The sequence below is a fragment of the Roseivivax sediminis genome (genome assembly GCF_900112685.1).
Classification (GTDB): Bacteria; Pseudomonadota; Alphaproteobacteria; order Rhodobacterales; family Rhodobacteraceae; genus Roseivivax; species Roseivivax sediminis.
In genome coordinates, this window is sequence record NZ_FOMS01000009.1 from 114,900 (window position 1) to 135,320 (window position 20,421).

Sequence of the window (20,421 nt, forward strand, 5' to 3'; positions counted from 1 at the left end):
CTTGTCTCAGGTGAAGACACCGATGGAGAGGCAGGCGATCACGAGGCCGGTCAAAAGGACCCTGAGCTGCATCCACCAGCGTGGGGCGAGGCCCCAGGTCCAGAACGCGTAGTCGAGCGCGAGGAGGCCGGCGAAGCCGAAGATCAGGTTCATGCCGGCGGAGACCGGGCCGCCCCCTGTCATGAAGAACGCCCAGAGTGCCGGGATCACCGACAATGCGTAGCCGGTGGCGGCGCGGGTGCCTTCGGTCTTTGTGGCGAAGCCCCAGAGCACGCCGGACATGAAGCTGAGGATGATGGCACCGTAGTAGAGCTGCACGTAGGGGCCGATGAAGCGCGGGCCGAGATTGGCCTGCCCCCAGGCGGCGGCGGCCGGTACCGCCAGCGTCAGCGCGCCCCAGGCGAAGGGGATCACGCCGGCGAGGCCGAGGATCAGGGCGGAGCGGGGGATCTGTGTCATGGCGCCTCACATCTCGTGCGCAGCGCAGGGTAGGTCGCGCGCGGGCGCTGTCACGCCGCCCGCTCGAGCGCCAGCCGCCCGGCGAGCGCCGCGAAGAGCCCGGCGAAGCTGCGGCTGATCCATCGCATCGCCCGTTCGGACGCCAGGAGCCGGTCCCGCGCCGCCGCCGCCAGCGCGGCATAGAGCGCGAAGACCGCGAAGGTGAGGCCCATGAAGACGGCGCCGAGGGCGCTCATTTCCGCGGCCGCGCGCGCCGGGTCGCCGGAGAGGAAGGGCGGCAGCAGCGCCAGAAAGAAGATCGACAGCTTTGGATTGAGCACGTTGATCAGCGCGCCGCGCCGGGCGATGCGCAGGGCGGATTCGGCCTGCCGGTCCTCGGTAACGTTGAGCGCGCCGCCCGACCGGGCCGATTGCCAGGCGAGCCACAGAAGGTAGGCGACGCCCGCCCATTTCACGACCGCGAAGAGCAGCGCGCTGGTATGCAGGATGGCCGCGAGCCCGAGGATCGCGGCGGCGAGATGCGGCAGGATGCCGAAGGTGCAGCCGAGCGCCGCAAAGAGCCCGGCGCGCCACCCCTGCCCGAGCGACACGGCCAGCGTGTAGAGAACCCCGGTTCCCGGCGCGATCACCACGACGAAGGCGGTCAGGAGGAACTGCAGCGACATGAGGCGGCCCTTGCTGGTGAACAGACCGGCACGGTGCCCCGGCACTGCCGCGCTGGCAAGGTGCCTCAGGCCGGTTCGCGCAGGACGCGCGGGACCTTGAACTCGACGTTCTCTTCGGCCGTGGTCACGGTCTCCACGGTCACGTCGTAGCGGGTGCGGAACGCGTCGATGACCTCGTCGATCAGGATCTCGGGGGCGGAGGCGCCGGCGGTGATGCCGATCGACCCGATCCCCTCGAGCGCGCGCCAGTCGATGTCGGCGGCGCGCTGGACGAGCTGCGCGTAGCGGCAGCCGGCGCGGGCGCCGACCTCCACCAGGCGCTTCGAATTGGACGAGTTGGGCGCACCGACGACGAGCAGTGCGTCGCACTCGGGCGCCATCGCCTTCACCGCCTCCTGCCGGTTGGTGGTGGCGTAGCAGATGTCTTCCTTGTGCGGCCCGATAATGTTCGGGAAGCGCTGCCTCAGCGCCGCCACGATCTCCGCGGTGTCGTCGAGCGACAGGGTCGTCTGGGTGACGAAGGCGAGTCGGTCGGGATCGCGGACCTCCACGTGGTCCACGTCCTCGGGCGTCTCCACCAGCAGCACCTCGCCGTCGGGGAGCTGGCCCATCGTGCCGACCGTCTCGGGGTGGCCGGCATGGCCGATCATTATCATCTGCAGGCCGTTTTCCGAATGGCGCGCGGCCTCGATATGGACCTTCGACACCAGCGGGCAGGTCGCGTCCACATAGACCATCTCGCGCGCCGCCGCCTCGGCCGGGACCGCCTTGGGCACACCGTGGGCGGAGAAGATCACCGGCCGATCGGGCGGGCATTCCTCAAGCTCCTCGACGAAGACGGCGCCCTTGTCGCGCAGGCTGTCGACCACGTACTTATTATGTACGATTTCGTGACGCACGTAGACCGGCGCGCCCCATTTCTCGAGGGCCATTTCCACGATCTTGATCGCGCGGTCGACGCCGGCGCAGAAGCCGCGCGGCGCCGCGAGATAGAGCGTGAGCGGGGGCAGGGACATGAAGCACCTCGTTGTTTGCCCCAGACCTAAGGGATGGACGGGGACGAATCCAGACCGCGCCTCAGGCCGCCGCAGCGGTGCCCCAGGCCAGCAGCGCGTAGCGCCCGGTCTTGGCGACCGTGACCAGCACCAGGAACAGCCAGAGCCGGGTGCGCATGATCCCGGCGATCACGGTGAAGGCGTCGCCGAACGGCGCCCAGCTGAGCAGCAGCGTCCAGACGCCCCAGCGCGCCCACCAGCCCTGCGCGCGGTCGAGCTGCCGTTCGGTGACTGGAAACCAGCGGCTGCCGCGAAACCGCTCCGCCCCGGCGCCGAGGACGTAGTTGACCACGGCGCCGAGGACGTTGCCGATACTTGCGACGACGACGAGCATCCCCACACCCGCCGCGCCGCGCAGTTGCAGCGCGACAAAGACCAGTTCGGACTGGAAGGGCAGGATCGTGGCCGCCCCGAAGGCGGCCAGGAACAGGCCGGCCAGTTGCGCGAGGGTCTCCGTCACACCGGGATCAGGCGTTCACGGCCTCGACATTGTTGTCGCCCGAACCGTGGCGCGGGGGCCGTCCGATCACTTCGCGCAGCTCGTCGAGTTCGATGAAGTTGTCGGCCTGACGGCGCAGTTCGTCGGCGATCATCGGCGGCTGGCTGCGGATCGTGGAGACAACGGAGACGCGCACGCCCTGGCGCTGCAGACTTTCCACCAGAGGGCGGAAGTCGCCGTCGCCCGAGAACAGCACGACATGATCGATCCGCGGAGCGAGCTCCATCGCATCGACCGTGAGCTCGATGTCCATGTTGCCCTTCACCTTCCGGCGGCCCTGACTGTCGGTGTATTCCTTCGCGGGCTTGGTCACCATGGTGAAGCCGTTGTAGTGTAGCCAGTCGACGAGCGGGCGGATCGGCGAATAGTCGTCATTCTCCAGAAGCGCGGTATAGTAGAACGCTCTGAGCATCTTGCCGCGACGCACGAATTCCTGGCGCAGGAGCTTGTAGTCTATGTCGAACCCGAGAGCCTTCGCCGCTGCGTATAGGTTCGATCCGTCGATGAACAGCGCCAGCCGTTCGTCCTTGTAAAACATCAAATGTCCTTCTCTATGAAAGCATGCGCGCCGGAGGGTGCCGTGAGTGAAAATGGGTCGGCCGCATGTGCGCTGGAAATTAGACAGTTTGGGGTCGGCTTCAAGCGCCCCGACGTTCCGTAAAGCCGTGTCAGGATAAAACCATCACCTGTACCGAACAAGACGCAGTAATCGCTCTCGGGGCCAATCTTTCCGGTCAGCTCGGCCCGCCCGAAGCGACGATCATGGCCGCCATCGCCGCCTTCGGCGCCGAGGGGCTGGGCCTCCGCAGGCTCAGCAGATTTTACGCAAACCCTTGTTTTCCAAAGGGAATGGGGCCTGACTTCGTCAACGCTGTCGCGGTGGCCGATACCGCGGATCTCGGCGGCGATGCGGTGGCCGTTCTGGCCGCCTTGCACCGGATCGAGGCGCGGTTCGGCCGGGCCCGATCCACCCGCTGGGCGGGACGTGTGCTCGACCTCGATCTGCTCGCCCTTGGCGGGAGAATTTTTCCCGATCCGGAAAAACAGGCGGAATGGCGCGCATTGCCTCTGGGCATTCAGCAATCTGTCGCGCCCGAAGAACTTATATTGCCGCACCCGCGATTGCAGGACCGCGCCTTCGTGCTGGTCCCAATGCGCGACGTGGCGCCCGGCTGGCACCATCCGGCCACGGGATGCGACGTGACGGGAATGCTGGCGGCACTCCCCGCCGCCGCCGTGGCCGAGGTGATCCCGATGTGAATTGCTTTGCCCTTGTCAAGCCTTTTGATCCGCGTTAGAGAGCCGACTTTCGAGGACCGTAGCGATCAGGCTGGAGGCATCATGGCCCGCGTCACCGTGGAAGATTGCGTCGACAAGGTACCCAACCGTTTCGACCTGGTGCTGCTTGCCGCACACCGGGCGCGCGAGGTGTCGTCGGGCGCCCCGATCACCGTGGACCGCGACAACGACAAGAACCCCGTCGTCGCCCTGCGTGAGATCGCCGAGGAGACGCAGTCGGCGGACGAGCTGCGCGAGCGGATGATCGAATCGAATCAGACTCAGATCGAGGTCGACGAACCCGAGGACGACGCCATGGCGCTGCTCATGGGCGCCGAGCCCGACAAGCCGCAGGAGGACGACATGTCCGAAGAGAAGCTCTTGCGGGCCCTGATGGAGGCGCAGGGCCAGGGCTGAGCCCGGGCGCTGCGAAGGGGGCGAGGCGATGATCTCGGCGGACGATCTGATCGCCCTCGTCCACAACTACAATCCGCGCAGCAACACCCAACTGATCCGCTCGGCCTACGCCTATGCTGAGCGGATGCATTCCGGCCAGACACGGCAATCGGGTGAGCCCTACTTCACCCACCCGGTCGCCGTCGCCGCGATCCTGACCGAGCAGCAGCTTGACGATGCGACCATCGTCACCGCGCTGCTGCACGACACGATCGAGGACACCAAGTCCACATACCAGGAAATCGCCGCCACCTTCGGCGACGAGGTGGCGCACCTCGTGGACGGCGTGACCAAGCTGACCAACCTGCAGCTGTCCTCCTCCGAGACCAAGCAGGCGGAGAATTTCCGCAAGCTCTTCATCGCCATGTCCAAGGATCTGCGGGTGATCCTTGTGAAACTGTCGGACCGGCTGCACAACATGCGCACGATCCGCGCCATGCGCCCGGAAAAACAGGTCCAGAAGGCGCGGGAGACGATGGACATCTACGCGCCCCTCGCCGGGCGCATGGGCATGCAATGGATGCGTGAGGAGCTCGAGGACCTCGCCTTCCGCGTACTGCAGCCCGAGGGGCGCGCGTCGATCATTCGCCGCTTCATCAACCTGCAGAAGGAAACCGGCGACGTCATCCACCGCATCACCTCGGACATGCGGCACGAGCTGGAAAAGGCCGACATCGACGCGGAGGTGTTCGGCCGCGCCAAGAAGCCCTATTCGATCTGGCGCAAGATGCAGGAAAAGGAGATGGGATTCTCCCGCCTGTCCGACATCTACGGCTTTCGCGTCATCACCCGGTCGGAAGAGGATTGCTACGCCGCGCTCGGCGCGATCCATCAGCGCTGGCGCGCGGTGCCGGGTCGGTTCAAGGACTATATCAGCCAGCCCAAGTCGAACGGCTACCGGTCGATCCACACCACCGTTTCGGGCCGCGACGGCAAGCGGGTCGAGGTTCAGATCCGCACCCGCCAGATGCACGAGGTCGCCGAAACCGGCGTCGCCGCGCACTGGGCCTACCGGGACGGGCAGCGGGCCGAGAACCCCTTTGCGGTCGATCCCGCGCGCTGGATCACCTCCCTCTCCGAACAGTTCGACGCCGAGGAGGATCACGACGAGTTCCTCGAAGCCGTCAAGCTGGAGATGTATTCCGACCAGGTCTTCTGCTTCACGCCCAAGGGCGAGGTGGTGAAACTGCCCAAGGGCGCGACACCGCTCGATTTCGGCTACGCGATCCATACCCGGATCGGCGCGGCCTGCGTCGGCGCCAAGGTCGACGGCATCCGCGTGCCGCTCTGGACCCGACTCAAGAACGGTCAGTCGGTCGAGATCATCACTGCCGAGGGCCAGACCCCGCAGACCAGCTGGCTCGAGATCGCCACCACCGGCAAGGCGAAGACGGCGATCCGCCGGTCGCTGCGCGAGGCGGGGCGCGAACGCTACATCAAGCTGGGGCGCGAACTGGCGCGGTCGGCCTTTGCCGGCATGGGCAAGACGGCGACGCCGAAGGCGCTCGAGAAGGCCGCGGAAATCCTGCGCCTGCCCGATTCCGAAACGCTGCTGGCGCGCCTCGGCTCCGCAGAGCTGTCGGCACGCGATGTTGTGCGCGCGCTCTATCCCGACCTGCGCCCGAAGGAGACCGGCACCGTCGACCAGAGCCACGCGGTCATCGGCCTCGACCGTGCGCAGGGCTTCACCCGTGCACCCTGCTGCCAGCCGCTGCCGGGCGAGCGCATCGTCGGCATCGCCCGGCGCGGCCGCGGCGTCATCGTCCACGCCATCGACTGCGCCGCGCTGGCAGAGGTGGAGAACGAGCCCGCCCGATGGATCGACCTGCACTGGGCCTCGGGCAACCACCCTCCGGTCTACACTGTGACACTCGACCTCACGATCGGCAACGACGCCGGCGTCCTGGGGCGGATTTGCACATTGATCGGGGAGCGTTCAGCCAATATCTCCGATCTGAACTTCATGGATCGCAAACCGGACTTCTACCGACTGCTGATGGATATCGACCTGCGCGACGCCGAACACCTGCACATGGTTGTCTCCGCCCTCGACGCGGAGGACGACGTGGCCACGGTGGAACGGCGCCGCGATCCCGGCCTGGCCGGCCAGGCCGAGGCCGCAGAATGAGCGTGGAGGCCGGGTAGGCGAACACGGAAAGGGCGCACGCGTGGTCTTCAAGCGCCGCGACAAGCGGTCGATCTGGCAGGCGGTGATTCAGGCGCTCTGGCCGCGCGGCGGCTGGGCGCGGGCCGCACGCTACGTTCACCACAGGCTCAACCGCCTGCCCGACCCGCCGGAGCGGATCGCCCGCGGCATCTTCGCCGGCGTCTTCGTGACCTTCACGCCGTTCTACGGCCTGCACTTCTTCATCGCGATGTTCCTCGCCTGGGTGCTGCGCGGCAACGTGATCGCCTCGCTCCTCGGCACCTTCTTCGGCAATCCGCTGACCTACGTGCCGATCGGCGTGATTTCCATGACCACCGGCTACTGGATGCTGGGGATCGAGACGGATCCGGCCCAGCACGGCACGCTGGGTCACAAGTTCATGCGCGCCGGCGACGACCTGTGGGACAATTTCGTCGCGCTCTTCACGCCGGCAGAGCCGCACTGGGACGGGCTGCAGATCTTCTACGACGAGGTGTTCTACCCCTACATGGTCGGCGGCGTCGTGCCGGGGATCGTGGCCGGACTGATCTGCTACTACGTCTCGGTGCCGGTGATCCGCGCCTACCAGAACCGCCGCAAGGGGGCGCTCGTGGCCCGGCTCGCCGCGCTCAAGACGAAGAAAGGCGGACGCGAGCGCGAAGATACGGGCTGACCAAGCCGCCGTTCTGCACTAGCTTGCCCCGCGCGCCCACCTCGCCCGCCTTGCCGGAGACCCTGCCATGACCCGACCCCGCGGCCCCCTTCGCCTCGGCGTGAACATCGACCATGTCGCGACGCTGCGGAACGCCCGCGGCGGCAGCTACCCCGATCCGTTCCGGGCCGCCCGACTGGCCGAGGAGGCCGGTGCCGACGGCATCACCGCGCATCTGCGCGAGGATCGCCGCCACATCCGCGACAGCGACATCTCCACGCTCGGCAGCATGCTCTCGGTGCCGCTGAACTTCGAGATGGCCGCCACCGAGGAGATGCAGGCCATCGCCCTGCGCACCAGGCCGCACGCCGTCTGCCTCGTCCCCGAGCGACGCGAGGAGCGCACCACCGAGGGCGGGCTCGACGTCGCCGGCGACGCCGCGCGCCTGAAGGATTACATCGCGCCCCTGCGCGAGGTCGGCGCGCGCGTGTCGCTCTTCATCGCCGCCGATCCCGTGCAAGTGGAGGCCGCCGCCGAGATCGGCGCCGACGTGATCGAGTTGCACACCGGCGCCTATTGCGACCTGCACGCCGAAGGCCGCCTGCAGGAGCGCGACACCGAATTCGCCCGCCTGCGCGATATGGCCGCGAAGGCCGACACGCTCGGGCTGGAGGTCCATGCCGGTCACGGGCTGGCCTACGACACCGTCGGCCCGGTCGCGGCGATCCCGCAGATCGTGGAGCTCAACATCGGCCATTTCCTGATCGGCGAGGCGGTGTTCCGCGGCCTGAAGCCAGCCATCGCCGAGATGCGCCGTCTGATGGACGAGGCGCGCGCATGATCCGCCTCGCTCTCGCGCTGCTGCTCTGTCCGGCTACACTCTCGGCCGAGATCGTGCGCGACTGCGACACCGACATGGCGAACGCGCGCAACCTCTACCGCCCGTTCGAGGACGCCACCCGCAGCTTTGCCAACGGCGCCATCGGCTTCGTGGCGCTTCGCCGGGAAGAGCCCGCCTGCTGCGGCGCCGTCCTGATGGTCCTCTTTCCGGACAACGAGATCGGTTTCCAGACCTGCCGCTTGATCACGACGGAGGACGAAATGGGCTGGTCCGACACCGACCTGCCAGCGGCGCGCGCGCGCTACGACCCCGCGACCGGCCTTACCGTCCACGTGCCGACGCGGCGCCACGACGGCACCGGCTTCGCCCGGCGGACGCTTGCGGTCACGGTCGACCGGGCCGCCGAAACGGTCACCGTCACCGCCAATGACTGACCTCGTGCCCACGGAGACGGAGCTCACAGCACTCGACGCGGCGATCGACCATGCGCTGGCGCTCCACGACGGCAGCCCGGTCTTCACCGCGGCGGTGGTCGCGGACGGCCGCCTCCTCGGCCCCGTCGCCAACGAGGTAGACAAGACCGGCGACCCCACCCGCCACGCGGAGATCGTCGCCATCGCCCGCGCCGCTCAGGATCTCGGCACCACCAACCTGGCAGGCGCGACGCTCGTCGCCTCCATGCAGCCCTGCGAGATGTGCCTCACGGCGATGCGCTGGGCCGGCATCTCGCGGCTTGTCTTCGCCATGACGCGGGAGCGCGCGCCGGCCTTCTTCCGCTTCCACGGTCTGACCATCGAGGATTTCGCCCGCGCCGCCGACACGCCCTTCGCCTGGGCCGGCGGCCTCGCCGCCGTTCGCCTCGCCCACATCTACGAGTCGCCATGATCCTCGGAATCGGCACCGACCTGTGCAATATCGACCGCATCGCCGGCACGCTCGAGCGCTTCGGCGACCGATTCCGCAACCGCGTCTTCACCGAGACCGAGCAGCGCAAGGCCGAGCGCCGCGCCGACACGCCCGGCACCTACGCCAAGCGCTGGGCCGCGAAGGAAGCGTGCTCCAAGGCGCTCGGCACCGGCCTGCGCATGGGCATCGCCTGGAAGGACATGTCGGTCACCAACCTCGCCACCGGCCAGCCGGTCATGCACGTCACCGGCTGGGCCCGCGACCGCCTGGCCGAGATGACCCCCCCGGGCCACGAGGCGATCATCCACGTCACCCTCACCGACGATCACCCCTGGGCGCAGGCCTTCGTGGTGATCGAGGCGCGGCCCGGCCCCTGAACCGGCGCCCCGCGACACCGGAGCGACACGGTCCCGCTGCCCCTGCCCGGCTTCTTTGGGCCTGAAATACTCCGGGGAGCGCGAGGGGCCGGCCCCTCGCCGGCGCGACATCGGCCGCCGGCACGCCGCCGGAGCCCGGCTTGACTCCACCTCCCCCCGCGCCCATGAACCGGCGCAACGGGCAGGCGAAAAAGGCGGATCTCATGGCGCAGGGCAACCAGCAATCCTTCGGCGGCACAATCCTAGAGACCGTCAAGACGGTGGTCTACGCGCTGCTCATCGCAGGGATCTTCCGCACGCTGTTCTTCCAGCCGTTCTGGATCCCGTCGGGATCGATGAAGGATACGCTGCTGATCGGCGACTTCCTCTTCGTCAACAAGATGACCTACGGCTATTCCTACGCCTCCTGCCCGTCCCTCTACCTGCCGCGCTTCGGCATCGATATCGACGCCTCCGATATCTGCGGCTTCCTCGACGGCGACAACACGCGCCTCTTCGGGGACGAGCCCGAGCGCGGCGACGTCGTCGTCTTCCGCCACCCGGTCACCGGGCGCGACTTCATCAAGCGGGTCATCGGCCTTCCGGGCGAACAGCTGCAGATGCGCGACGGCGTTCTCCACATCGACGGCACCGCGGTGGAGCAGACACCCGACGGGACCTTCGAGGAGATCGCCGAGCCGCAGGGCCCGCAACGTCTCCGCCCGCGCTGCGCCAACGGCCCGGTCGGCGACGGCGGCACATGCGTGAAGGAAAAATTCGTCGAGACACTGCCGAACGGGGTCGAACACTCGATCCTCAACATCGGCACGCAGGGTTCGGACAACACGCCCGTGTTCACCGTGCCCGAGGGGCATTACTTCATGATGGGCGACAACCGCGACAATTCCTCGGACAGCCGCGAAAGGCCCGTCGCCGGCGGTGTCGGCTTCGTGCCGTTCGAGAACCTCGTGGGCCGCGCGCGCCGCGTCGTGTTCTCGTCTTCGGGCCGCTCGATGCTGTTCTTCTGGACATGGCGCGGCGACCGGTTCTTCGAGAGGATCGAGTGAAACGCTCCGCCGCGCTCGCCGATCTCGAGGCCCGGCTCGGCCACCGCTTCGCCGACCCGCGGCTTCTGAACCGCGCGCTGACGCACGGGTCGATGTCCGGCCCGAAGCGCGAGGACAACCAGCGGCTCGAATTCCTCGGCGACAGGGTGCTCGGCCTCGTCATGGCCGAGGCGCTGCTGGAGCGTGACCCCGGCGCCGCGGAGGGCCAGCTCGCCCCGCGCTACAACGCGCTCGTGCGCAAGGAGACCTGCGCCGAGGTGGCGCGCGACCACGGCATCGGCGAGGCGCTGAAGCTCGGCCGCTCGGAACGGCTGTCCGGCGGGCGGCGCAAGATGGCGCTTCTGGGCGACGCGATGGAGGCGGTGATCGCCGCGGTCTATACCGATGCGGGCTTCGACGCGGCCAAGGCGCTGATCCTGCGGCTCTGGGGCGCGCGCATCGACCGAGTCGAGGAAGACGCCCGCGACGCCAAGACCGCGCTGCAGGAATGGGCGCAGGGCCGCGGCCTGCCGCCCCCGTCCTATGCCGAAACCGGCCGCACCGGCCCCGACCACCAGCCCGTCTTCACCATCGAGGCGCGCCTCTCCACCGGCGAGTCGGCCAGCGCCGAGGCGCCGTCGAAGCGGCAGGCCGAGCAGAGCGCCGCGGCCACGCTTCTGGCGCGCCTCGAGGGCGGGGCATGACCGACAACCTCCGCGGCAGCCTCTTCATGGTCGCCGCGATGCTGGGCTTCGCGATCGAGGATACGCTCTTCAAGGCGGCGACGGCGGGGGTGTCGGCCGGGCTCGGCACGCTGATCTTCGGGATCACGGGTCTGGCGCTCTACGCCGCGCTGGTGCGCCGGTCCGGCCTGCCGGTCTGGACGCGCGGCTACCTCGCGCCGACGATGCTGGTGCGCTCGGGCTTCGAGGTCATGGGGCGGCTCTTCTACGCGCTGGCGCTGGCCTTCGCCCCGCTGTCGGTCACATCCGCGATCTTGCAGGCGGCGCCTCTCGTCGTCACGCTCGGCGCCGCGCTGGTGCTGGGCGAAGCGGTGGGCGCGCGGCGCTGGACCGCGATGGCGGTGGGCTTTGCCGGTGTCCTGCTGATCCTGCGCCCCGGCGCGGACGGCATAGAGGTGTCGGCGCTCTTTGCCGTGCTCGGCATGATCGGCTTTGCCTGCCGCGATCTTGCCACCCGCGCCAGCCCGCCGGAAATCTCCACCAGCCAGCTCGGCATTCCGGGCTTCGCCACGGTGACGGTCGCCGGTCTCGTGATCCTCGCCTTCGAGCCGGGCCTGCCCTCGGCGCCGGACGCGCGGGCGCTGGCGCTTCTGCTCGCAACCGGTGTTACCGGCGTGACGGCATATTCCGCGCTGACCCGCGCGATGCGCACCGGCGAGGTCTCCGTGGTCGCGCCATTCCGCTATTCGCGCCTGCTCTTCGCGCTGATCCTGGCCTATATCATCTTCGGAGAACGTCCCGACGCGCTGATGTTCGCTGGCGCCGCGCTGATCGTGGGATCGGGGCTCTACACGCTCTGGCGCTCTGGCCAAGTCGGATCGCCTGCGTTATCTCCCGCCCCTTCGCACAAGGAGCCCCGACCATGACCACCCGCGCCGGTTTCGTCGCCCTGATCGGAGAGCCCAACGCGGGCAAGTCGACCCTGCTCAACCGCATGGTCGGCGCCAAGGTGTCGATCGTCACCCACAAGGTGCAGACCACGCGCGCGCGCATCCGCGGCGTCGCGCTGGAGGGCGAGAGCCAGATCGTCTTCGTCGACACGCCGGGCCTGTTCAAGCCGCGCCGCCGGCTCGACCGCGCGATGGTTGCCGCCGCCTGGGGCGGCGCGGCCGACGCCGACGTGGTGGTGCTTCTGATCGAGGCGCATCGCGGCCTCACCGAAGGCGTCGCGGCGATCCTCGAACGCCTGCCCGAGATCGGCAGGGGCCGGCCCGTGGCGCTGGCCATCAACAAGATCGACCGGGTGAAGGCGGAGACGCTGCTGGCCCTCAGCGCGAAGCTGAACGAGGCCTACGCCTTCGACGAGACCTTCATGATCTCGGCCGAGAAGGGCTACGGCGTCGATGACCTGCGCCGCTTCCTCGCCGGATCGCTGCCCGAGGGGCCGTGGCTTTATCCCGAGGACCAGATCGCCGATCTGCCGATGCGCATGATCGCCGCCGAGATGACACGCGAGAAGCTGACCCTGCGCCTGCACCAGGAACTGCCCTACCAGCTCACCGTCGAGACCGAGAACTGGGAGGAGCGCAAGGACGGCACCGCGCGCATCGACCAGGTGGTCTATGTCGCCCGCGAGGGCCACAAGGGCATCGTGCTCGGCCACAAGGGCGAGACCGTGAAGGCCGTGGGCCAGGCCGCGCGGGTCGAGATCGAGGAATTCCTCGGCCGCCGCGTGCATCTTTTCCTGCAGGTGAAGGTGCGCGAGAACTGGCTGGAGGAAAGCGAGCGCTATTCCGAGATGGGCCTCGATTTCCGCGACGGCGATGGCTGAGCCGCGGCTGGCCACCGGCCTCTGGGTGTCGGCCTATCGCCGGCGACTTGACCTCGCCGGCATCCCCGCCTTCGTGACCGCCCGCGGCGACGAGACCGCCGGCGCGGTGCTGGTCAAGGTCGCGACGCTGGACGGGGCGGCGCGGGTGTTCTGCCGCCGCTACGATTTCGCCAGCGACACGCGGCGGTGGGAAGTGCTGCGCGAGGGGCCCGAGGGGGACTGCGACGAGGCAGTGTCCCGCGAATGCCGCAGCGACCCGGACCTGTGGGTGATCGAGGTCGAGGACCGGGCGGGGCGGCACCTTCTGGACGGCGAAGGGCTGGGCTGATGATGGCGGGGAGGGGCTCTGCCCCTCTTGCGGCTGCGCCGCAATTCACCCCGGAGTATTTTCCGGCCCAAAGAAGCAGGCGCAGTCAGGTGCGGGAGAGGCGGCGCCCCAGGGCGACGAGGGCGAGACCGGCGAGGGTGAAGATCGCGGCGAGCGCGCCGATCCAGAGGCCGACCATGGGCCAGCCGATGCGCGGCGGATCCACGAAGAAATACGGATGGCGCCCGTCCACGGCGCCGCGCGCGAGCACGTAGACCACGTAGAGCCCCGGCCAGGCGAGCCACCAGAGCGCATGCGCCGGGCGCAGCGCCGCCTTCGGCGCGAAGGTCAGCCACCAGAGCGCGGCCAGAAGCGGCAGCGCGGTGTGCATCGAGTGGTCGACGATCAGCCGCGCGCCCTCCAGCGGCCGCCAGAGCAGCGCGTGATAGACCCCGCCGACGATCGCGATCCAGAGCGTGACCGCCCCCGCCGCCGCCGCATGAAGCCGGCCGCGCAGCCCGATCCAGGTGAAGTGGGCGGCGAGAATGGCGACCGTCAGGATCGTGAAGTACCGGCCGGTGCGCCAGAGCTCCTCGATGAGCGTCAGTTCGGGACGGCGCGCGAGACCAAGCCGCACGTGCACCACCAGCGTGATGCAGGCGAGAAGACCGATCAGCAGGGCAGAGAAGCGGGCGGGCGGGCGCATGCCGCCTCATCGCCCGCCGCCTTGCGATCCGCAAGCGCCCTTGCCGGGCCGGCGCGCGCGCCCGATAGTCGCGCCCATGGACTGGCGCGATACCGGCATTCTTCTGACCGTGCGGCGTCACGGCGAATCCTCGGCCATCCTCGAGGTGTTCACAGAGGCGCATGGCCGCCACGCGGGGGTGTTGCGCGGCGCCGGGTCGCGCAAGGCCGCGCCGATGCTGCAGCCGGGGGCGGAGCTCGACCTCGTCTGGCGGGCGCGCCTCGAGGATCATATCGGCACCTGGCAGGCAGAGCTGCGCCGCTCGCGCGCCGCGCAGGCGATGGCCGACCCGCTGATGCTGTCGGGGTTGAACGCGGTCACCGCGCTCCTGGCCTTCTGCCTGCCGGAGCGGGAGGCGCACGCCGATCTCTACCGCGCCACCGGCCTGCTGCTCGACGCGCTGGTCCATCCCGAGAGTTGGCCGTTCTACTACCTGCGGTGGGAGGTGATGTTGCTCGAGGAGACCGGCTTCGGCCTCGACCTGTCGCGCTGCGCGGTGACGGGGGCGACGGATGGGCTGCGCTACGTCTCTCCGCGCACCGGCCGGGCGGTGACGGTGGAGGGCGCGGGCGACTGGACCGACCGCCTGCTGCCGCTGCCGCCCGCGCTCCATGGCGAGGGCAATCGCGGCGACGACGAGGTGCTGCGCGCGCTCGGCACCACCGGCCATTTCCTCGGCCAGCACCTCGCGCCATCGCTGGGCGAGAGGCCCCTGCCGGCCGCGCGCGCGCGCTTCCTCGACCGGCTCGCGCGGCGGGCTGGCGCGGCGGACCCCGGGCCGGAGCCCATGCGTTGAACGACACCTCCTTCCGCCGCCCTCCGATCCGGGATAGACAGCGCTCATGACATGGAACCTGCCCAACGTGCTGACCGTCCTGCGCCTCCTGGCCGCGCCAGGGGTGGCGGTGATGTTCCTCTATTTCCACAGGCCCTTCGCGGACTGGCTGGCGCTGCTGCTGTTCGTCTCGGCCGCGGTGACCGACTGGTTCGACGGGCATCTCGCCCGGACATGGAAACAGCAGACCAAGCTCGGCACGATGCTCGACCCGATCGCCGACAAGGCGATGGTGGTGATCGCGCTCATGGTGATCGTCGGCTATTCGTCGATGTCGCCATGGCTGGTGCTGCCGGCGACCGTGATCCTCTTCCGGGAGGTGTTCGTGTCGGGCCTGCGCGAATATCTCGGGGATACCGCCGGCACGCTGAAGGTCACGAAGATCGCCAAGTGGAAGACGACGCTTCAGATGGTGGCGATCGCCGTGCTCTTCGCGCAGGGGGTGTGGGAGCACTACCTCGGCATCGCGTCGTGGGGCATGGATTCGGCGATGATCTCGGACATCCTCGAAGGTCGGGAGGAAGACGTGCAGGGCCTCGGTTGGAAACTGACCGGGATGGTCTGGACCGGGAACGCCGGGCTCGTGCTGCTGTGGGTCGCCGCGGCTCTGACGCTGATCTCCGGCGTCGACTATTTCCGAAAGGCCACCCCCTATCTGAAGGAGGGCTCTTGATGGACGTGCTCTATTTCGCCTGGGTGCGCGAACGCATCGGCCTGCCCAAGGAACGCATCGAGACCTCCGCCGCGACCGTGACGGAACTGGTGGAGGAGCTTCGCGCGCGCGAGGAACGCTATGCAGTGGCCTTCGAGGACCTCTCGGCACTGCGTGTTGCGGTGGACCAGCAACTGACCGACTTCGACGCCGCGCTCGCCGGCGCGCGCGAGGTGGCGTTCTTCCCCCCGATGACCGGAGGCTGACATGCGTGTCGTGGTGCAGGAGGCCCCGTTCGACTTCGGCGCCGAGTGCGACCGCTTCGCCGCGGGCCGCCGCGACATGGGCGCGGTGGTGACCTTCACCGGTGTCGTCCGCGGCGACGGCGATCTCGCGACGATGGAGATCGAACACTACCCCGGCATGACCGAGAAGGCCCTGACCGCGATCGCCGAAGAGGCGCAGGCACGCTGGTCGCTGGGGGATGTCCTCGTCATCCACCGCCACGGGCCGATGCGACCGGGCGAGCGCATCATGATGGTCGCGACGACCGCGCCCCATCGCCGCGATGCCTTCGAGGCAGCGGAATATCTGATGGACTACCTCAAGTCCCGCGCGCCGTTCTGGAAGAAGGAACGCGCAAAGGACGGCGACAAATGGGTGGCCGCCACCGAGGCGGACGAGCAAGCGCTGACCCGCTGGTAGGCACGGGCGCGGTGGACAAGGGGGCTCCGCCCCGCGGCTGTGCCGCCTCCGGGGTTTATCGGGCCAGATGAGGAGGGGACCCGCGCCCATCCTTCATCTGGCGAATAAATCCCCGCTGGAGGCAGGCGCGCCCGACCTGCCAGAGAGACCGCAAACCATGGCGTACTCCGGGCGGGCCAGGCGCACGCCCGAGCCCCGAAAGGGGCGAGATGCCACGTGCGGCCGCCAGGCCGCGCCGCCGGATCAGGCGGCGGCCGCCTTCATGAGCCCCTGGGTTTCCGCCTCGGCCATCGCCTCGTCGAGCGACTTCCAGGCGCGCTCGACCAGCGTGTCGATCTCCGGCCGCGAGATCACCAGCGGCGGAGAGACGATCATCCGGTCGCCAACGTGCCGCATGATCAGGTCATTGGCGAAGCAACGCTCGCGGCAGAGCAGGCCGACCGTGCCGGCATCGGCGGCGAAGGACGCGCGGGCGGCCTTGTCGGGTGTCAGCGCGAGAGACCCCATCATCCCCTTGATCTTGGCTTCGCCAACCATCGGGTGATCGGTCAGCGCCGCGAACCTCTCCTGCAGGTAGGGGCCGGTGTCGTCGCGCACCCGGTCGACGATGCCCTCTTCATCGAGGATTCGCAGGTTCTCCAGCGCCACGGCGCAGGCCACCGGGTGCCCGGAATAGGTGTAGCCGTGGTTGAATTCGCCGCCGCCGATCACGCGCGCGATCTCGTTCGACACGACCGACCCGCCGATCGGCTGGTAGCCCGAGGATAGACCCTTCGCGATCGTCATGATGTCGGGGCGGATGCCCATCGTCTCCGACCCGAACCAGTTTCCGGTGCGCCCGAAGCCGCAGATCACCTCGTCGGCGATCAGCAGGATGCCGTACTTGTCGACGATGCGCTGCACCTCGGGCCAGTAGCTGTCCGGCGGTACGATCACACCGCCGGCGCCCTGCACCGGTTCGGCGATGAAGGCGGCCACCGTCTCCGGCCCCAACTCCTTGATCTTCGCCTCGAGCTGGCGCGCGCGTTCGAGGCCGAAGTCCTCGGGCGTCATGTCGCCGCCCTCGGCCCACCAGTTCGGCTGGTCGATATGGTGGATGCCGGGGATCGGCATGCCGCCCTGCGCGTGCATCCCCTTCATTCCGCCAAGCGACCCGGACCCGACCGAGGAGCCATGATAGGCGTTCCAGCGCGAGATCACGTTCTGCCGCTTCGGCTCGCCTTTCATCTCCCAGTAGGTGCGCACCATCCGCAGGTTGGTATCGTTCGCCTCCGACCCCGAGGAGGCGAAGAAGACGTGGTCGAGCCCCTCGGGCGTGAGGCTCGCCAGCCGCTCCGCCAGCTTGATCGCGGGCACGTGGCTGGTCTGGAAGAAGGTGTTGTAGAACGGCAGTTCGGACATCTGTGCCGCCGCGGCCTCGACCAGTTCCTGCCGACCGTAACCGATATTGACGCACCACAGGCCCGCCATCGCGTCAAGGAGCCGGTGTCCTTCGCTGTCGGTCAGCCAGCAGCCCTCGCCGCTGGTGATGATGCGCGCGCCCTTCTCGGCGAGGCCCGCGCCATGGGTGAACGGATGCATATGGTGCGCGGCGTCGAGCGCCTGCAGCTCCGCCGTGGGCGGCAGGTTGGTGCGGTGGGCCATGGCGGACACTCCTTTTCGCGGCGGCATCAGGCCGATCAAATATGATCAAATTCAGCCGGCGTCAATTCCCCGGCAGATGCGCCGCGATCCGCTCCATGCCCTGGCGGACGTCCCTGTCCATCGCGCTCGCCACCGCGTCCGCATCGCGCGCCTCCAGCCCGGCCAGCATGTCCTTGTGCCGGTCGGGCAGGCTGAGCGGTCCAGGTCCGTCGCACACCACGCGCAGGGACGGCCCGAACCGCAGCCAGAGCCCGTCGACCATGGCCCGCAGGATCGGCGCGTCCGCCAGCGCGTTCAGCTCGGCGTGAAAGCGGTGATTCTCGCGCAGGTATCCGGCAATGTCCGCCGCCGCCATGGCACGGTCGAGCCGCGCATCGGTCGCACGCAGGCGCACGATGTCCTCCGGCCCGGCTCGCAGCGCCGCGCGCCGCGCGAGCTCAGGCTCGAGCGCGCGGCGCGCGACACTCAACTCCTCCACCGCCGCGGCGTCGAGCACCGGCACGGTGATCCGCCGGTTGCCGCGGAACTCCAGCGCGCCCTCGGCCGTCAGGCGGCGCAGCGCCTCCCTCACCGGCGTCATCCCGGCCTCCAGCCGCTCCGTCAGCCCCTGGATGGTGACCGGCTGGCCCGGCTGCAGATCGCCGAACAGCACCATCTCGCGCAGGCGGCGATAGACCTGTTCATGCACGGGAAGCCCGGCGCCGCTCTCCGTGCGCTCTGCCGTGGTGATATGCTCCATGCCGCCCCCATCGCCCGTTCGCGGCACCTTGCCACGGCGCCCCGCCGGGGAAAACCGGCAAGGCTGGACGCGGCGCCCGCACGGTCGTACCCGGTCAATGGATGCGCGCTTCGAGGATCTTCTGCCATGCACCGCCTCTACGAACCCGCTGCCTACGATCCCCCGGCGCACCGGTTCTGGGCGCGCACGGCGCCGCCCGACTGGCCGCGCCTCGAGGGCGACGAGCGCACCGAGGTGGCGGTGATCGGCGGCGGCTTCACCGGTGTCTCGGCGGCGCTCCACCTCGCCGAGACAGGCGTGGAGGCGATGCTGCTGGAGGCCGAGACGGCCGGTTTCGGCGCCTCGGGCCGGAACGGCGGGTTCTGCTGTCTCGGGGGCGCAAAGGCCTCGGACGCGCGCCTCCGCAGCCGCTTCGGACAGGAGGGCCTTCAGGACTGGCATCGCACCGAACGCGCGGCGGTGGAGACCGTCGCCAATCTGCTGACGCGTCACGGCATTGACGCGGACACACACAGCGCGGGCGAGACGCAGCTCGCCCATACGCCCAGGGCCATGCGCGCGCTGCGCGCCGCCGTGCCCGACCTTCAGCGCGCCTACGGCGTGACGCCGGAGGTGATCGAGCCGGAGGATCTGAAAGCCGCCGGGCTGGGCGGGCCGTTCCACGGCGCGGTCACGATTCCGATCGGCTTCGCGCTCGACCCCGCGCGCTATCACGCCGGGCTCTCGCGCGCCGCGGCGGCCGCCGGCGCCGCGCTGCACGGCCAGAGCGCCGTGCGCCGGATCCGCCCGGACGGGGCGCGCTGGCGGCTCGAGACCGGGCACGGGACCGTTAGCGCGAAGCGGGTGATCCTCGCCACCAACGGATACGGCGCGGAGGATGTGCCGGACTGGCTGCGCGGCCGGACCCTGCCGGTGCTGTCGAACGTGATCGTCACCCGCCCTCTCAGCGCCGCCGAGAGGGATGCGCAGGGCTGGACCTCGCGGCAGATGGCCTACGACACGCGCCAGCTCCTGCACTATTTCCGGCTGCTGCCGGACGACCGTTTCCTGTTCGGGATGCGCGGGGGCCTGTCTGCCACGCCGCGCGAGACCCGGGCCACCGCGCGGCGCATCCGCCGCGACTTCCAGGCCATGTTCCCGGCGTGGAGAGGGGTGGAGATCACGCACGACTGGTCGGGACTGGCGTGCCTGACCTCCACGCTCACGCCCTTCGTGGGCCCCGTGCCGGACATGCCCGGTGTCTTCGCCGGATTCGGCTATCACGGCAACGGTGTGGCCATGGGAACCTATGCCGGCACGCTCCTCGCGGCACAGGCAGGCGACCGGCCGATGCCCGGCCCCTACCCGGACGCCATCAGGACGCCGCCGCCGCGCTTCCCGCTCGGGCGGTTCCGCCGGGCGCTGCTGCGGCCGGCCTACATCGCCGCAGAGGCGCTCGACCTCTGATCGCGCGCCGCGCCGCTTCTTCTTGATGCAAATATCCCCGCCGGAAGCCGCGCACCGATGCCGCACGTGCATCGCGGGGCCAATGACGCTCCGCGCACGGCCCTTGATTTCGAAGCCGCGGGCGCGCAGTTTTCTTCAGATGAATTCCCTGACGCCCTTTCCCGCCAACCAGCCCGACACGGTCATGTTCCAGCGGGCCGAGCTCAACGAGATCCTGTCGCTTTACGGTCGCATGGTCGCCGCCGGCGAATGGCGCGATTACGGCATCTCGGCCCTGAAGGACGCCGCGATCTTCTCGATCTTCCGGCGTTCGGCCGAGCAGCCGCTCTACCGGATCGAAAAACGCCCCCGGCTGCGCAATCGCCAGGGGCAATACGTCGTGATCGGCATGGACGGGCAGATCCTCAAGCGCGGGCACGAGCTGAAGACCGTGCTGCGGGTGCTGGAGCGCAAGCTGATCCGCGCCGTCGAGTAA

General features: G+C 69.1%; 27 protein-coding genes. 19 read left to right on the plus strand and 8 right to left on the minus strand.

What is annotated here, in order from left to right:
* Positions 1–6: 6 nt before the first annotated feature.
* From F3H57_RS14780 to F3H57_RS14800, 5 genes are all read right to left on the minus strand, one after another.
* Positions 7–459: a DUF3429 domain-containing protein gene (locus F3H57_RS14780; protein ID WP_149756694.1), complete on the minus strand. Its 453-nt coding sequence runs from the start codon at positions 457–459 to the stop codon at positions 7–9.
* Positions 460–509: 50 nt separating this feature from the next.
* Positions 510–1,124 (minus strand): LysE family translocator, encoded by a 615-nt coding sequence (locus tag F3H57_RS14785; protein ID WP_149756695.1) that lies wholly within the window; start codon positions 1,122–1,124, stop codon positions 510–512.
* 65 nt (positions 1,125–1,189) lie between these two features.
* On the minus strand, positions 1,190–2,140 hold the full coding sequence (gene ispH / locus F3H57_RS14790) for a 4-hydroxy-3-methylbut-2-enyl diphosphate reductase (RefSeq protein ID WP_149756696.1): 951 nt from the start codon (positions 2,138–2,140) through the stop codon (positions 1,190–1,192).
* A 61-nt stretch (positions 2,141–2,201) separates the two neighbouring features.
* On the minus strand, positions 2,202–2,639 hold the full coding sequence (locus tag F3H57_RS14795; RefSeq protein ID WP_149756697.1) for a YqaA family protein: 438 nt from the start codon (positions 2,637–2,639) through the stop codon (positions 2,202–2,204).
* A 7-nt stretch (positions 2,640–2,646) separates the two neighbouring features.
* Positions 2,647–3,216: a LabA-like NYN domain-containing protein gene (locus F3H57_RS14800; RefSeq protein ID WP_149756698.1), complete on the minus strand. Its 570-nt coding sequence runs from the start codon at positions 3,214–3,216 to the stop codon at positions 2,647–2,649.
* A gap of 170 nt (positions 3,217–3,386) precedes the next feature.
* Between F3H57_RS14800 and folK the strand changes: the two genes are divergently transcribed.
* The 13 genes from folK to F3H57_RS14865 all read left to right on the plus strand — a co-directional run bounded on the left by folK (position 3,387) and on the right by F3H57_RS14865 (position 13,201).
* Positions 3,387–3,938, plus strand: a complete 552-nt coding sequence (gene folK, locus F3H57_RS14805; protein ID WP_223163096.1) for a 2-amino-4-hydroxy-6-hydroxymethyldihydropteridine diphosphokinase — start codon at positions 3,387–3,389, stop codon at positions 3,936–3,938.
* 81 nt (positions 3,939–4,019) lie between these two features.
* Entirely contained in the window at positions 4,020–4,373 is a 354-nt protein-coding gene (gene rpoZ, locus F3H57_RS14810; RefSeq protein WP_149756700.1) for a DNA-directed RNA polymerase subunit omega, read from the plus strand.
* Between the two features lie 28 nt (positions 4,374–4,401).
* Positions 4,402–6,540, plus strand: coding sequence for a RelA/SpoT family protein (locus tag F3H57_RS14815; RefSeq protein WP_149756701.1), 2,139 nt, complete (start codon positions 4,402–4,404; stop codon positions 6,538–6,540).
* A 40-nt stretch (positions 6,541–6,580) separates the two neighbouring features.
* Positions 6,581–7,231 (plus strand): DUF2062 domain-containing protein, encoded by a 651-nt coding sequence (locus F3H57_RS14820; RefSeq protein ID WP_149756702.1) that lies wholly within the window; start codon positions 6,581–6,583, stop codon positions 7,229–7,231.
* Between the two features lie 67 nt (positions 7,232–7,298).
* Complete coding sequence (locus F3H57_RS14825) at positions 7,299–8,051, plus strand: pyridoxine 5'-phosphate synthase (RefSeq protein ID WP_149756703.1); 753 nt, start codon at positions 7,299–7,301, stop codon at positions 8,049–8,051.
* The gene (locus F3H57_RS14830; RefSeq protein WP_149756704.1) at positions 8,048–8,485 is read left to right on the plus strand and encodes a hypothetical protein; all 438 of its coding nucleotides are present in this window, start codon (positions 8,048–8,050) and stop codon (positions 8,483–8,485) included. The genes F3H57_RS14825 and F3H57_RS14830 overlap by 4 nt, the downstream gene beginning before the upstream one ends.
* Complete coding sequence (locus tag F3H57_RS14835) at positions 8,478–8,936, plus strand: nucleoside deaminase (protein ID WP_149756705.1); 459 nt, start codon at positions 8,478–8,480, stop codon at positions 8,934–8,936. The genes F3H57_RS14830 and F3H57_RS14835 overlap by 8 nt, the downstream gene beginning before the upstream one ends.
* The gene (gene acpS / locus F3H57_RS14840; RefSeq protein ID WP_149756706.1) at positions 8,933–9,334 is read left to right on the plus strand and encodes a holo-ACP synthase; all 402 of its coding nucleotides are present in this window, start codon (positions 8,933–8,935) and stop codon (positions 9,332–9,334) included. The genes F3H57_RS14835 and acpS overlap by 4 nt, the downstream gene beginning before the upstream one ends.
* 203 nt (positions 9,335–9,537) lie before the next feature.
* Entirely contained in the window at positions 9,538–10,380 is an 843-nt protein-coding gene (gene lepB, locus F3H57_RS14845; protein WP_149756795.1) for a signal peptidase I, read from the plus strand.
* Positions 10,377–11,063 carry a ribonuclease III gene (gene rnc, locus F3H57_RS14850; RefSeq protein WP_149756707.1) on the plus strand — a complete coding sequence of 229 codons (687 nt, stop codon included), beginning with the start codon at positions 10,377–10,379 and terminating at the stop codon, positions 11,061–11,063. Before lepB ends, rnc begins: the two co-directional genes overlap by 4 nt.
* Entirely contained in the window at positions 11,060–11,968 is a 909-nt protein-coding gene (locus F3H57_RS14855) for a DMT family transporter (RefSeq protein ID WP_149756708.1), read from the plus strand. Before rnc ends, F3H57_RS14855 begins: the two co-directional genes overlap by 4 nt.
* The gene (gene era, locus F3H57_RS14860) at positions 11,965–12,873 is read left to right on the plus strand and encodes a GTPase Era (protein ID WP_149756709.1); all 909 of its coding nucleotides are present in this window, start codon (positions 11,965–11,967) and stop codon (positions 12,871–12,873) included. Before F3H57_RS14855 ends, era begins: the two co-directional genes overlap by 4 nt.
* Complete coding sequence (locus F3H57_RS14865) at positions 12,866–13,201, plus strand: DUF1491 family protein (protein ID WP_149756710.1); 336 nt, start codon at positions 12,866–12,868, stop codon at positions 13,199–13,201. The genes era and F3H57_RS14865 overlap by 8 nt, the downstream gene beginning before the upstream one ends.
* 85 nt (positions 13,202–13,286) lie before the next feature.
* Here the strand turns inward: F3H57_RS14865 and F3H57_RS14870 are convergent, their stop codons facing one another.
* On the minus strand, positions 13,287–13,886 hold the full coding sequence (locus tag F3H57_RS14870; protein WP_149756711.1) for a Pr6Pr family membrane protein: 600 nt from the start codon (positions 13,884–13,886) through the stop codon (positions 13,287–13,289).
* Positions 13,887–13,962: 76 nt separating this feature from the next.
* Between F3H57_RS14870 and recO the strand changes: the two genes are divergently transcribed.
* Genes recO through F3H57_RS14890 form a run of 4 tightly spaced genes read left to right on the plus strand, consistent with a single transcriptional unit; the run spans position 13,963 to position 16,117 of the window.
* Positions 13,963–14,721 carry a DNA repair protein RecO gene (gene recO / locus F3H57_RS14875; protein WP_149756712.1) on the plus strand — a complete coding sequence of 253 codons (759 nt, stop codon included), beginning with the start codon at positions 13,963–13,965 and terminating at the stop codon, positions 14,719–14,721.
* A 46-nt stretch (positions 14,722–14,767) separates the two neighbouring features.
* The gene (pgsA, locus tag F3H57_RS14880; protein ID WP_149756713.1) at positions 14,768–15,433 is read left to right on the plus strand and encodes a CDP-diacylglycerol--glycerol-3-phosphate 3-phosphatidyltransferase; all 666 of its coding nucleotides are present in this window, start codon (positions 14,768–14,770) and stop codon (positions 15,431–15,433) included.
* Positions 15,433–15,678 carry a molybdopterin converting factor subunit 1 gene (gene moaD, locus F3H57_RS14885; protein ID WP_149756714.1) on the plus strand — a complete coding sequence of 82 codons (246 nt, stop codon included), beginning with the start codon at positions 15,433–15,435 and terminating at the stop codon, positions 15,676–15,678. Before pgsA ends, moaD begins: the two co-directional genes overlap by 1 nt.
* 1 nt (position 15,679) lies before the next feature.
* On the plus strand, positions 15,680–16,117 hold the full coding sequence (locus F3H57_RS14890) for a molybdenum cofactor biosynthesis protein MoaE (RefSeq protein ID WP_149756715.1): 438 nt from the start codon (positions 15,680–15,682) through the stop codon (positions 16,115–16,117).
* 243 nt (positions 16,118–16,360) lie between these two features.
* Here the strand turns inward: F3H57_RS14890 and F3H57_RS14895 are convergent, their stop codons facing one another.
* Together F3H57_RS14895 and F3H57_RS14900 are read right to left on the minus strand one after the other, a co-directional pair.
* Positions 16,361–17,761 carry an aspartate aminotransferase family protein gene (locus F3H57_RS14895; RefSeq protein WP_149756716.1) on the minus strand — a complete coding sequence of 467 codons (1,401 nt, stop codon included), beginning with the start codon at positions 17,759–17,761 and terminating at the stop codon, positions 16,361–16,363.
* 61 nt (positions 17,762–17,822) lie between these two features.
* Complete coding sequence (locus F3H57_RS14900; RefSeq protein ID WP_149756717.1) at positions 17,823–18,500, minus strand: GntR family transcriptional regulator; 678 nt, start codon at positions 18,498–18,500, stop codon at positions 17,823–17,825.
* Between the two features lie 126 nt (positions 18,501–18,626).
* Between F3H57_RS14900 and F3H57_RS14905 the strand changes: the two genes are divergently transcribed.
* Both F3H57_RS14905 and F3H57_RS14910 read left to right on the plus strand, forming a co-directional pair.
* Positions 18,627–19,946 (plus strand): NAD(P)/FAD-dependent oxidoreductase, encoded by a 1,320-nt coding sequence (locus F3H57_RS14905; protein WP_149756718.1) that lies wholly within the window; start codon positions 18,627–18,629, stop codon positions 19,944–19,946.
* A gap of 139 nt (positions 19,947–20,085) precedes the next feature.
* Positions 20,086–20,421 (plus strand): DUF2794 domain-containing protein, encoded by a 336-nt coding sequence (locus F3H57_RS14910; protein ID WP_149756719.1) that lies wholly within the window; start codon positions 20,086–20,088, stop codon positions 20,419–20,421.